The sequence below is a fragment of the Candidatus Manganitrophus morganii genome (assembly GCA_021651055.1).
GTDB classification, from domain to species: Bacteria; Nitrospirota; Nitrospiria; order SBBL01; family Manganitrophaceae; genus Manganitrophus; species Manganitrophus morganii.
Genome location: JAJHOH010000001.1, coordinates 556,280 through 568,613, shown reverse-complemented (window position 1 = coordinate 568,613; position 12,334 = coordinate 556,280). Strand labels below are relative to the sequence as shown.

Here is a 12,334-nt window from a genome sequence, read left to right as displayed (position 1 = left end):
GCATGGTTCGCTTTCACTCACGATGTGAGCAGAGGCGCTTCGCACTTCATTCCTGTGGGCACATTCCTCGCAGCTTGCTGAGAGGTTAGACGCGCGAATACAAATAGAGCCTTTTTATCCCTTCGGGTCGAAGATTCCCCGCAGCTTGCTGCGGGGAGCTTCAATTGTTAGGCGCCACCCCGTTCGGGTTGCCCGCGCGCGGCACGCCGAAACAGCCAGGCCGATCCGGCAAACAACGCGATGAAGAACCCATTGAGCAGAATGATCTCCGCCGGCGGGCTCCACGGCAGACCCAACCCTGCGATCAACGCGATCGCGGCGACCAACCCCTGCGCGAGCGCCGTCGCGAACAACGCGCGCGCCATCCCCTGGGGTTGGAGGCGCGCGATAACGGCACCGATGATTCCGACGGCGAGCACCCCGAAATACATCCGGTTGGCGGGATCGCCGTCCGCCCCGATGATGCCGACGCCCAGACTCAGCCAGACGAGGAGGACTGCTGCGGCGAGCGCAACGCCGATGGCGGATCGGTACGCGGTATTGTTTACACGTGTTCGCATACTTAGGACGATTCAAGAGTTAAGTATGGTGTCCCCGGAATTAAAGAATTACGTTGTATTATTCTTTACGGTCAGTAAGAATTTCCACTGCTCGCTGAAGCGGAATATCTGTACTAAGATCACCAAAGCTGCGTTCTGATGTCGGCGAGTGGACAACCAAGTCGGGGGTGACGCCCACGTCCTGAATAGAACGGCCCTTGGGGGTAAAGAATCGAGCGGTGGTTAGGCGCAGGGCCGAGCCATCGCTGAGTGGGAATTGCGTCTGAATCGTGCCTCTACCGTATGAGGGAACCCCAATTATATGGGCCCGTTGGAGGTCCTGCAGGGCACCAGCAAAAATTTCTGAGCCAGCCGCACTGCCCGCGTTTATGATCACAGCCATAGGGTACCCCACATGAAAGCCTACCCCATTTGAAAAGTATTTCATGTTCTGATTTGGGATTCGTGCCTCGGTATAGGTGATTAACTGCCCCTCGTCGAGAAATACGCTGGTAACAGCGATGGTCTGTTCGAAAAGACCCCCTGGATTATTGCGAAGATCCAAGATGAGGCCCTTGATGAATTGCTTTTCCAGGTCTTTCAAAGCTCTTTCTAGCTCTTTCACTGTGGTTTGATCAAATCTGCTAAGTTTTATATACCCAATATTTTCCTGCAGCTTTATCCATCGGACGATTTGATACCGGACAATCTGCCTGAGCAGCGTGAACTCCATAAGGTCCGTAAAACCTTGGCGGAGGATACTCAGGGTCACAGGGGAGCCTTCAGGACCTCGCAGCTTTGATATGACCTTATACAGTGTCATCCCTTTGGTCGGTTCCCCATCCACTTTGACAAGTTGATCCCCAGACTGAATGCCCGCATAAAAGGCTGGTCCTCCGTCTATGGGAGTTGTAATCGTAAACTTATTATCGCGGATAGAGATTTCAATTCCCGTTCCGCCTTGCTGCAGAGGAGTCTTTTCCGTCAGTGCCCTATATGTGTCGGGAGGTATGAAGAAGCCTTCAGGGTCTGTTGCCTTTAGCAGTCCATGGATGGCGCCGTACGTGAGAGGCTGAGAGTTTATTTTCTGAGCATGGGTTAAGGCTTCCAGAAAAACTCTGCGTAATTTGATAGGGTCCTCAGTCGTGACGGATTGCATTGCCTCAATGACCTGAGGGGAAACGGTGGCACCATCGGAAGCCACAACGTCCAGCATTCCCTGGATAGTGCCATGCATGAGCGCCGTGGGATCTACCTCATCGATATGATCTTTCTCGATATGCCGCAGGACTTGGACAAAGGTTTTTGGCAGCGCGGAGGATTCCTCTGCGCTGATAATCTTTCTTTCGGCCTGGCTCAGCCTTGTAGATGGGCTCATATCAATCGGTACACGATACCAAGAGACACGCGAGCAGTTGGCAGTTGCCAGACTGAGGGTGACGAGCAGAAATCCGCATATGAACCGAGAGCATTGCATTTGTGACTCACTATCTTGCCGTGTGGCTAGATCATCCTCACTCTTAAAGTGTTTATTTTCGACGGCTGCTGCGTTGGGTGATATGGTGGGGAGACCGGGTGCGGTCACCCGTGCTAGTCTGGCCATAGCGGGAGGGTATACCTCTACCTTAAGGTGAGTCAAGAATTAAGTATGGTGTCCCCGGAATTCCGGAATTCGGTTCCGGGTTTCGAGGATGAAGGAGATGCCCCTATCCTGATGAAGAAAGAATTGCTATCGCAATATTTTTTCGTTTCAGAATTTTGTGCCAATATTTAAATGTATTTTATTGTTCTTAGTGTTTTTGGGATTTTCCAACTTCAATATGGAAGGCTGCCCTATTTCTGATAGAACCGAGAGAAGTGCGTTCACGGCATCCTTAACCGAGGGATCGGCGTCAGGATGCATCCATACTTGCACACCAATCATGCTACCCAATAAAAAAGAGCCGCCTTCACCAGGTGGGATAAACTTCCAGCCTGCTGTCAGAAGTGTATTGTGCAGTTGGTTACTAAAGGCCAATGCTTCATTAATATCCCAGAATGTCGTTACTGTGTATTCCTGTCCAGTAAATTTGCTTGCTATGGAAACTATGAGTTGCTGTTCTTGTTGGCTTAAAACACGAGGTGCTTTAAATCTTTCCAATGCCAGCTTCGCTTCAGCTGCTTTTTGTTCGGCTTGTGCAGCTCGTTCATTTGATTCTGCTAAGTGCCTTTGCGCCTCAGTAGCACGCTCAAAAGATTTTGCAGATTCAGCCTTTGCTTCATCACTTCGCGCATATGCTTTAGCTACATCAGCCTTTGCTTGCTCTATAGCTGTTTGTGATTCGCCAGCTTGTTTTTCGAGAGATGCAGTTCTCTCACGAGAATACGCGAGTTCACGATCCAAATATTCTTCTTTTACATTTCCCATCCAGACTACTAAACCCGTAGAAATAACGCCGATTACAAGACTAATAATAAGACCAATATTAGCTATATCATATAAAAAAACTGCGGTTTTTAATTGTGGCCACATACGCATTTCACCTTGGCTCGCATTATCTGACAAAAACAGGGAACTTCGAACTATAGTGATGTGGTTCCATAGCTTAGCCAGCCTCCTTCACTAATAGCAGAATCGCAGCGGCTGTGGCGTTAATGGTGTACTCGGCCTTTGCTTCCGTGACATCGCGAGCCTCCTGTCCCGCCCCGTGAGACTTGCTTAGTTTGTTTCGCAGCGTAGCTACTAGAATAAGAGGCTGTTCGAAGAATGACTCGAGCCCCGATTTACTGATGACTGTTTTTAGGAGCGGCGATGCCGTATCCGTTGGGTTATGCGGCCACTTCTTACGAGCACATATAACCTTGAGCACGCTTTCGAAGGCACTTCCGCATTTTGTGAGACAGTCGCCGTAGTCGGCCTTGCGGAAATCCTCTAGAGCCTCTAAGAACTCTTTGTTTGCTGCCATGAAGTCCGGTTCACGAAGTAGTTGAAGAGTGGGTTGTATCGCACCACGATCTAGAACCTCTGAGTCCTTTCGGATCACCTGCGGATAGCCTGTTAACGTGATGGTCGAGTATTCTTGACCGAACTGGGTTTCGATTCCTTTCGTATACACGAAGTCCGTGAGTGCGTACGGTAAGTCGTCCTGTCGAAAGAACTCGTTAATATCATCGACTAGGTTGGCACGATTTGAGGCATGGAAATATGCTTGGGTGCGGAAGATGTACTCCAGGAAATCCAGGAAATGAGTGTCAGCACAATTTTCAAGAAACTGAAGCACATCCTCTAATTCAGAGTGGCTATCCGTGTTTGATAAGCGCAGACGACCATGAAGGTAAGCAAGTTTTAAATGAATCTCGGTCCAGAAAGTTTGGCCGTTGCCAAAGAGATCTCTGCAACGCATAAAAATCCTATTACGGAACGACTCCGTAAGAGGCTTCGGCCTCGCAGGTTGCGTGGCTGGCCGTCTCGAAAAAACGTTAAATAGATCAGAGAATAACATGTTGTGTATCATGCTACCGAATGGTGTAGTAGAGTCCTAAAAGGCGTCTTTGCGCCTGGCTTTCCTGTATAAGATAGTTTGCCCTTAATGTCAACGACTTATTTTCGAGTGGGATTAGATGATGTTTCGTGATTAGGATGTTAGAAAACGGTCTAACGGAAAGCGGACAGAGATAGTCCTGAACCTCTGAATGTCTTACTTAATCCGAGTCCCCGGCGGGATCTCTTCGAGAAAGGTGGCAAGTTCCAGAACTTCTTCGGCCCCCGCCGCCAAAAGCATCCCCTGCGACTCCACCCCCATGATCTTCGCCGGCTGAAGATTCGCAACCAGCACGATCCGCTTTCCGATCAGCGCCTCCGGCGCATACTTCGTCCCGATGCCGGCGACCACCTGCCGCTCTTCCGAGCCGAGCGTGACGCGCAGCTTGAGGAGCTTCTTCGATCCGGGGACCTTCTCGGCGGCGAGAATCACCGCCACACGCAGATCGATCTTGGCGAAGTCGTCGTAGGCAATGGCGGGTTTAAAACCGGCCGGGGCGGCTGGAGCGCTCTTTTTTTCGGCAGGGGCTTTTTCAGTGGGGGTGGGAGCAGCGGCGGTCGGTTCTTTTTCCAATGTCTTCTCCGTCTTTTTTTCGATGCGTGGGAAGAGCGACTTTCCCTTGGCGATCGGCCTCTCGGCGGGCAACCGGCCCCATTGCGCCGCCTCCTTCAGTGAGATCCCTTCGAAGAGAGAGGGGAGTCCCATCTGCCGCGCCATCTCCAACGCCGTGGCCGGCATAAACGGGGAGACGAAGAGGGTGACGATCCGGAGCGCCTCGGTCGTGTAATAGAGGACCGTCTGCAACCGCTCCGCCTTCGCGGGATCTTTCGCCAGGACCCAGGGTGCCGCCCCCTCGATATACCGGTTCGCCTGATTGACCGCATCCCAAATCTCGATCAACACTTTCTGAAATTCCAGCTTTCCGAGCAGGACATCGACCCGCGCCGGCAGCGCCTCCATCTTTCGCCGCAGATCGAGATCTTCCGGCTGCTTCCCCTCGTGCGCGGGGGGGGTGCGGCCGCCGGTGTAGCGCTCCAGCATCGTCAATGTCCGCGAGAGGAGATTGCCGAGGTCGTTCGCCAGATCGCTGTTGATCCGGTTGATCAGCGCCGTTTCGGAGAAGTCGCCGTCCTGCCCGAAGGGGACCTCCCGGAAAAGAAAATAGCGGAAGGGATCGACGCCGTAACGGTCGATCACCTCGCCGGGATGGACGACATTCCCCAGGCTCTTCGACATCTTCTGACCATTGAGTGTCCACCAGCCATGCGCAAAAAGCGTTTTGGGAAGAGGGAGGCCGAGCGCCATCAGGATCGTCGACCAGTAGACGGCATGCGTTGTCAGAATATCTTTGCCGACCAGATGAAGATCGGCCGGCCACCATTTTTGAAAACGGGCCGGATCGGTGGCGTAGCCGGGGATCGAGATGTAGTTGACCAGCGCATCGAGCCAGACATAGGTCACATAATCGGGAGCGAACGGAAATTCGATCCCCCACGGCAAGCGGCTCTTGGGACGGGAGATGCAGAGATCGCCGAGCGGCTTCTCCAAAAATCCCAAGACCTCGTTCCGCCGGCTCTCCGGCTGAATGAAGGTGGGGTTGTCACGGATATATTGCTGAAGGCGGCCTTGGTATTGGCTCATTTTGAAGAAGTAGTTCTGCTCCGAAAGATGCTCCACCGGCCGGCCGCAGTCGGGACACTTCCCGTCGACCAGATCTTTCTCGGTCCAGAACCGCTCGTCGGGGAGACAGTACCATCCTTCGTAGCTGTCGGTGTAGAGCTCTTCCTTCTCCTTCAGCTCTTTCAGAACGGTCTGAACGACCCGCTTGTGCCGCTCCTGTGTCGTCCGGACGAAATCGTCGTTGGAGATGCCGAGCTTCTTCCAGAGCGCCTGAAAGCGAACCACCGTCTCGTCGGCATGCTGCTGCGGGGGGACGTTCCGCTTCGCCGCGGCCTGCGCCACCTTTTGGCCATGCTCGTCGGTGCCGGTGAGAAAGAAAACCTCGCGCCGAAGCAGCCGGTGGTAGCGGGCGAGGACGTCGGCGGCGATCGTGGTGTAGGCATGGCCGATGTGCGGCTCATCGTTCACATAATAGATCGGAGTGGTCAGGTAGAACTTTTCTTTCGAGGTCATCCGGAGGCCTTCTGTTTTTGGCTCAGCACTTTGTCTCTTAATTGCATCAGGAGGGTTTCGAGGGCGAGCTGGCGGTTGACGTTGCGGACCTGTGCCTGGTAAATCTCTTGAATGTCGGCCAGGAACGATCCGACTTCGTGTGAATTCATCCGCGTTGCCCATCGCCGGATCTCCTCATGCCGCCAGCTGTAGACGAGCCAGGAGGGATCGAGCACTTCCGGATTGGGGACCGATTGCAACACCAGGACATCGCGGAACCAGGCGGAGAGATAGTGCAGAGACTGGGCCATCATCTCTTCATCCCGGGAATGGGCGGTGGCGGCATCGAAGAGCGCGTCATAATCGTTGAGGGTCGTCTCGGAGACGAGGGTGTAGAGCGCCGCTTCGAGCTCCCGCGCCCCTTCGATCTCCAGCGAGAGCGCTTCCCCCAGATCGCCGCCGGTGAGGGAAGCGATCAACCGGGCTTCCTGCGTCGAGCATCCTTTCCGCTCGGTGAGAAGGCTCTCCACCTGCGAGAGGGAGAGGGGATAGAAGGAAATTTTTTGGCAGCGGGAGAGGATCGTCTCCGGAAGGGAAAAAGGTTTTGAGGTGACCAAGATCAGGATGGCATGGCTCGGCGGCTCTTCCAAGGTTTTCAAAAGGCCATTGGCCGCCGCGGCGTTCATCTTGTCGGCCGGGTCGATGATCACGATCCGCTTCGGCCCGTCGAGCGGCTTGTAAATGATTTTATCCTGCAGGGTGCGGACCTGCTCGATCTTAATCGAGGCTCCTTCCGGTTCGATGATCGTCAAATCGGGATGGTTCTGCGCGGCGAATTTCTGGCAGGAGAGGCATCGATTGCACGGCTCGATCCACCCTTCCGATTCCCCCTCCGGCATCCGGCGCTCGTGGCAGAGGAGCGTCTGCGCGAAGGTGAGGGCGACGGTGCGTTTGCCGATCCCCGCCTCCCCCATAAAGAGGAGGGCATGGGGGATCTCCTCGGAGAGGAGCATTGATTGCAGAATATCGAGCGCCCGCGGGTGCCCGATAATATCACGAAAGCCACCCTGAAAAGCGGGCTTGTCAGGGGACCCGGAAATAGTCATCCACCGCCTCCTTAATTTTTTTTGCGATCTCTTCGACACCGGCGTCGGTCCGGATCACCCGGATGCGGCGCGAGTTTTTTTTGGCCAGATTAAGATAGCCCTTTCGGACCGCTTCATGAAACTGAAGCGCTTCCTGGTCGAGCCGGTTGATTTCCTTTCGTCCCTTCAATCGGGCGAGACCTTTTTTGACATCGATATCGAGCAGCAGGGTCAGATCGGGGGAGAGCCCCCCCGTGACGAAGCGGCCGATCAGCTCGATCTCCCGCTTGGAAAGGCCCCGGCCGTATCCCTGGTAGGCATAGGTGGCGTCGGCGAACCGGTCGCAGAGAACGATTTTCCCCTCCGCCAGTGCGGGGAGGATCACCTCTTTCAGATGCTGCGCGCGGCTGGCGAGGTAGAGCAAGAACTCCGTTTTGGCGTCCATCATCTGATTTTTAGAGTCGAGAATGAGCGAGCGGATGGCATCGCCGATCTTGGTGCCGCCCGGCTCGCGCGTTCGAACGACGGGGTATCCTCGTGTTTCGAGGGCGTGGCCGAGGATCGCCATTTGTGTGGTTTTCCCGCTCCCTTCGACCCCTTCGAATGTGATAAAATGCCCCTTCATACAACCTCCGAAACAATCATCATAATGGAGGCACCCTTAAATTGCAACGAGGTTTTGATCGGCCATCGTGTCTCACTTGGAGTTGCCGACCGAATCAAGAGCATTGGAATGGGGCGTTGCCCCAAGCCCCACCGTGGGGCCGTATTGCCACGGCCCCTCCGGCTTCCCCGGGCAGCGGAGGGGCAAGCCCCCCCTGCTCCCCCCACGGTCACAACTCGCACAACGCACGGAAGAGCACCGTGGATTGTGCTTCAAACAATGGTGACCTGATTTGGTCGATAAAACGTCTGGACAGAAGAACGCAGGAGAATGGGGGGCACAGAACGCCCACGACGCGCAGGCTCTTTGCTATTTTATTTTATTGGTTTTAATCAGCTTTGTGTTCTGTGGGCCACTGTGCCCGCAGCGCAAGGGACCCACTGGGGGATGGGTGGAGCGAGGACGCAGAGGCCCACTATAAATCAAATCGTCTCACCTACCCTACAAGGTCAGCTGTCTGAAGCACCATCCACGGTGTCCTCCCGTGGTGGTGCGAGTTCTGACCGGTATGGGGGTCCAGGGGTGAAACCCCGGTGCCCTTAGGAAGCCGAAGGGTGTGGGGCATGGCGCACCTGGTGTGAAGGTCGAAAACCCATCGTCTTCTTCCAGCGCCGGCCCCACATCAAATAAACGGTTGGGCAAGCAACCCCCGCGGTGGGGGCTTGGGGCGAAGAGCCCCATTCCAACGATTTTCTTTTCAACTTTACACTCCGAATTTAGCACTTGAGTAGTATCGTGATGCAAATGAACGACTTTCATCCAGCCTGGTGGTGTCCGGGGCCGCACTTGCAGACCGTCTGGCGGCGGCTCTATGGGGAGATTCCGACCGTCACCCTCCGCCGGGAGCGGTGGGAGACCCCCGATGATGACTTTCTCGACCTCGACTTCTTCGATTCCGATCCGGAGAAAGAGGGCGTCGGGCCGGTTCCGACCGTCTTGTGCCTCCATGGGCTGGAAGGTTCCTCCCGCGCGAAGTATATTCTCGGCATGCTCCGGGAGGCGCACCGGCTCGGCTGGCGGGGGGCGGCGCTCAACTTCCGGTCGTGCAGCGGGGAGATCAACAGGCAGCGGCGGTTTTACCATTCGGGGGAGACGACCGATATCGATTGGGTCGTCCGGCGGCTGATCGAACGCTTTCCGGGCTCTCCCTTTTTCCTGATCGGGTTTTCATTGGGGGGGAATGTCCTTCTGAAATGGCTCGGCGAGCAGGGGGAGAAGGCCCCCGATCCGGTCCGGGGAGCGGCGGCGATCTCGGTGCCGTTCGACCTCGCCGAGGCGGCGCGGAATATCGATCGGGGATTCAGCCGGATTTACGGGAAGGTCTTCTTAAGAACGCTCAAGGAGAAGGCGTTGATCAAAGAACGGCAATATCCCGGCCTGGTCGATCCGGCACAGGTGCGGCGGATCGCCTCCTTCGCCGCGTTCGACAATCAGGTGACGGCGCCGGTCCACGGATTCCGGGACGGCGTCGATTACTGGACGAGCACCAGCTCGAAAAAGTTTCTCGATGCGATCCGCCGGCCGGTCCTCCTCATCAACGCCCAGAACGATCCCTTCCTGCCGCGGGAGTGCCTTCCCTTCAAAATCGTCGAACAGTCGAAATGGCTCACGGCCGATTTCCCATCCTCCGGCGGCCATACCGGTTTCGTCGGAGGTTCCTCGCCCTGGAAGGTCCGTTATTGGTCTGAAGCGCGTGCGTTTGCTTTTCTCTCGGCGGTGCGGGATCGCTCGTAACATCGGGGATCAATCGCGTATGAGGAGCGTTCGGGGTTGTCCGGACAGGGGGGCTTACTTCGCAATCTTCAGGACTTTGACTTTGTCGATCGGGGCATTGGCCGAGACATAACCGACGGCGTCGGCGTTTTCCGCGATGTAGGCGAGCACGTCGGCGTCGGATGATTTTTCCGGAGGAGGGACATCGCGGCCGGAGAAGATTTTCTGGCGCCAGTAACTGTTGATCGCCGTCACCGATTTATCATGGATCTCTTTGGAGAATTTTTCGCGGATCGGCGAGGAGGTGACCTGATCGACCGGGAGGGCCTTCCGTCCGTTTTCCCACTGTGTCATCTTTTTCAAGAACAGATCCGAGATCTGCTCCTTCGTCAGGGAAGAGATGCCGTTGGTAGGATTCACAATGATCTTGAATGAAGCGGTCTCTTGCGCCGAGGCGGCGCCGATCATCAAGAGGTGCATGATCAGCGCCAGAAGAACAATTTTCATCGAAAGACAATCCCTTCGATCTTATGATGGCGGGGGAGATCCGCTCAGCGGTCTCCCCCGTACCGGCTCTCCAGGTTTACACCCCTGGAATCATCCCTACCATATCTAAAAAAGGCTCGGCTGTCAAAGGTAGAGCCGTCGTTTCCACGATTAGAACAGGAAAGAGATGCTGGTGGCGTAAAGCCGCCATTCCTCTTCGGGGGTGGGGTTATCCGCCGCGGCGAGAAGGGCGGTGCCTTTGATAAAGTGGACATCGGCCTTCCAAACCAGAAAATGGGTCACATTGTAGTTGAAGCCGACGGTGAGATCCTTTTGATAATCGGCGGAGGTGTTCACGTCGCGCCGGCGGGGATAATAGACATCATAACGGACCACCGGCATCAGGCGATCTGCGATCATGTAGGTCGCTTCCACATAGTAGCCGAGCCGTCGGGGGTCTTTCGGGTTCTTCAGCTCACCCTGGTGGTAATGCAGGCCGAGCTCGCCGCGTATGTTCAGCCCGATGGGAGAGAAATATTCGATCGACGGAATGTAGGTGCTCATCCGAATCCGCTGTCCGGCGGTCGCCCCGGTGTCGGGCATCTCGGTGCCGGAAAAGAGGCTCTGCCCGAAACGGAGGACGCGGTTCGGTGAGTTCAGCCAGAGACGGGCGCCCGTCACAGACTCGTACCGACGGGTGTTTGTCGAGTGATTGAAGTAGCTCGTTCCCCCGAAGAGGTCGTATTCGATTTCCATTCCGAGCACGGAGGTTCGGCCGTTCAGGCCGACCCCTTTGAACGTCGCCGGGCTGAACTCGGTGGCCTCGGCGTAAAAGGCGGGAAGAAGGGAGAGGGGGAGCATCGGGTAGACGTCCCGCATCTCATTATAGATCCCGATCGGCGCCGGCATTTTCCCGAACTTCAGATGGGCCTGATCGTTGAAGATATATTCGCCGAAAGCCCACTCCAGCATGACCATGTCGTCCAGCTGGGAAGAGGAGAACAACTCCAGCCAGACATGAAAACGTTCGGCCGGACTTGCTTTGAAAAGGAGGTTGTAGGCGCCGAAATCGAAGGTGCCCCTCGAATCGGTGCCGAGAAATTCGTTCTCGCTGGTTCTGAGATACCCTTGGGTTCCGAAGGCGTCGATCCGCAACCGATCGTTTACTTCGAAGGACCATCCCATCTTCGGAAACGAAACAAAGAGCATTGCCGCTACAATCATCTGTAACAGGAATTTCGGTGGTCGCATTCTCTCCTCCATTTCAGTTTGGATTGAATCGAAGGTCCGCGCTTTTCAAAGCCGGAGCCTATCCTGAGCTGGAATATACCGCTCAAGGGGCCGTAGATAGCCGCTTGCGTGCTTGACGCCATCCCGGCCGGAGATACCTAGGTCGATACCTTAAAGCAATAGTAGTGCCAAGAGTGGGGGATGTTGGATGCGCCGTTTTTCTTCAACAATTCCAATCGGAAGGCAAGAATCGGACGGCCGGTCGGGAGAAGGTCGGCAACCGTAGAAGTTTAAACTTGTGGAGGAGATTTCACAGCGAGTGACATTTTTGGGCACTGGCCGCCTGATTCCGATGCGTATTGGTCTGAAAGAGAGGAAGCCGTTGATCATTGAGAAGCAACGCTCTCCGGAGCGCGCATTCATGCAAGTTCACCGACGCGGCGTTGCGCCGGTGAACTTGCATTTGATTTCCGGAAAGGGTCGCCGGCATCATGCGGAGGCCGATTTCAGAGACCGATCTTCTCGTTTCAGAAGATCGATACTAAAGGGAGTGCCTTTTCAAGCAGATGGAGGAAAGGGGGGGCGCTACCGTTGAGCGGCCTGTGGAGCGACCGGCTCTCTGGAGCGCTGTAACTGGACGATGGGAAGAGCGGGATGTTTTAGTATTTTTTTCAAATTCGATTTTGTCCGCTTTAGAACCCGTTTTCTCTTCATGGTACGAGGGGGAGGGGTGATGGCCGTGTCCCAGCACCAGAGCAAGTTGGTAAAAAGAAAAGCAGCCAGGACGGCCCATCCAAACCCAATCGATTGGAGCATAATCTCCTCCTTACATTAAATGGTGAGGGTAAATCACATCGGAGTCGTCGGCGAATTTTTACAAAGAGAAATCCGGCCCGATCACGATGCCGGGCTACACTATCAAATTTGATTTTTAAGGGATACGGGGTGTTTTCTAGATTGACTTGAAAAAAGTTACAAGCCGGA

General features: G+C 55.1%; 11 protein-coding genes. 1 reads left to right on the top strand and 10 read right to left on the bottom strand.

The annotated features are described in order from the left end of the window. Nucleotides 1-167: 167 nt before the first annotated feature. From MCM46_02585 to tmk, 7 genes are all read right to left on the bottom strand, one after another. Nucleotides 168-560 (bottom strand): hypothetical protein, encoded by a 393-nt coding sequence (locus tag MCM46_02585; GenBank protein ID MCG3110689.1) that lies wholly within the window; start codon nt 558-560, stop codon nt 168-170. 58 nt (nt 561-618) lie between these two features. After that, nucleotides 619-2,016, bottom strand: a complete 1,398-nt coding sequence (locus MCM46_02580; GenBank protein ID MCG3110688.1) for a S41 family peptidase — start codon at nt 2,014-2,016, stop codon at nt 619-621. A 273-nt stretch (nt 2,017-2,289) separates the two neighbouring features. Further along, nucleotides 2,290-3,051: a hypothetical protein gene (locus MCM46_02575; GenBank protein MCG3110687.1), complete on the bottom strand. Its 762-nt coding sequence runs from the start codon at nt 3,049-3,051 to the stop codon at nt 2,290-2,292. 73 nt (nt 3,052-3,124) lie between these two features. Beyond that, nucleotides 3,125-4,021: a hypothetical protein gene (locus MCM46_02570; protein MCG3110686.1), complete on the bottom strand. Its 897-nt coding sequence runs from the start codon at nt 4,019-4,021 to the stop codon at nt 3,125-3,127. A gap of 195 nt (nt 4,022-4,216) precedes the next feature. Then, a complete protein-coding gene (metG, locus tag MCM46_02565; GenBank protein ID MCG3110685.1) occupies nt 4,217-6,193 on the bottom strand; it encodes a methionine--tRNA ligase in 1,977 nt (658 codons plus the stop codon). Continuing rightward, nucleotides 6,190-7,278, bottom strand: coding sequence for a DNA polymerase III subunit delta' (holB, locus tag MCM46_02560; GenBank protein ID MCG3110684.1), 1,089 nt, complete (start codon nt 7,276-7,278; stop codon nt 6,190-6,192). The genes metG and holB overlap by 4 nt, the downstream gene beginning before the upstream one ends. Then, nucleotides 7,256-7,882 carry a dTMP kinase gene (tmk, locus tag MCM46_02555; GenBank protein ID MCG3110683.1) on the bottom strand — a complete coding sequence of 209 codons (627 nt, stop codon included), beginning with the start codon at nt 7,880-7,882 and terminating at the stop codon, nt 7,256-7,258. The genes holB and tmk overlap by 23 nt, the downstream gene beginning before the upstream one ends. 825 nt (nt 7,883-8,707) lie before the next feature. On the opposite strand from tmk, the gene MCM46_02550 reads away from it, so the two are divergent. Beyond that, on the top strand, nt 8,708-9,655 hold the full coding sequence (locus MCM46_02550) for an alpha/beta fold hydrolase (GenBank protein ID MCG3110682.1): 948 nt from the start codon (nt 8,708-8,710) through the stop codon (nt 9,653-9,655). A 54-nt stretch (nt 9,656-9,709) separates the two neighbouring features. Here the strand turns inward: MCM46_02550 and MCM46_02545 are convergent, their stop codons facing one another. The 3 genes from MCM46_02545 to MCM46_02535 all read right to left on the bottom strand — a co-directional run bounded on the left by MCM46_02545 (nt 9,710) and on the right by MCM46_02535 (nt 12,166). Then, on the bottom strand, nt 9,710-10,141 hold the full coding sequence (locus MCM46_02545) for a hypothetical protein (protein ID MCG3110681.1): 432 nt from the start codon (nt 10,139-10,141) through the stop codon (nt 9,710-9,712). A gap of 150 nt (nt 10,142-10,291) precedes the next feature. Beyond that, nucleotides 10,292-11,371: a hypothetical protein gene (locus tag MCM46_02540; GenBank protein ID MCG3110680.1), complete on the bottom strand. Its 1,080-nt coding sequence runs from the start codon at nt 11,369-11,371 to the stop codon at nt 10,292-10,294. Nucleotides 11,372-11,935: 564 nt separating this feature from the next. Further along, the gene (locus tag MCM46_02535) at nt 11,936-12,166 is read right to left on the bottom strand and encodes a hypothetical protein (protein MCG3110679.1); all 231 of its coding nucleotides are present in this window, start codon (nt 12,164-12,166) and stop codon (nt 11,936-11,938) included. Between the last annotated feature and the right edge of the window lie 168 nt (nt 12,167-12,334).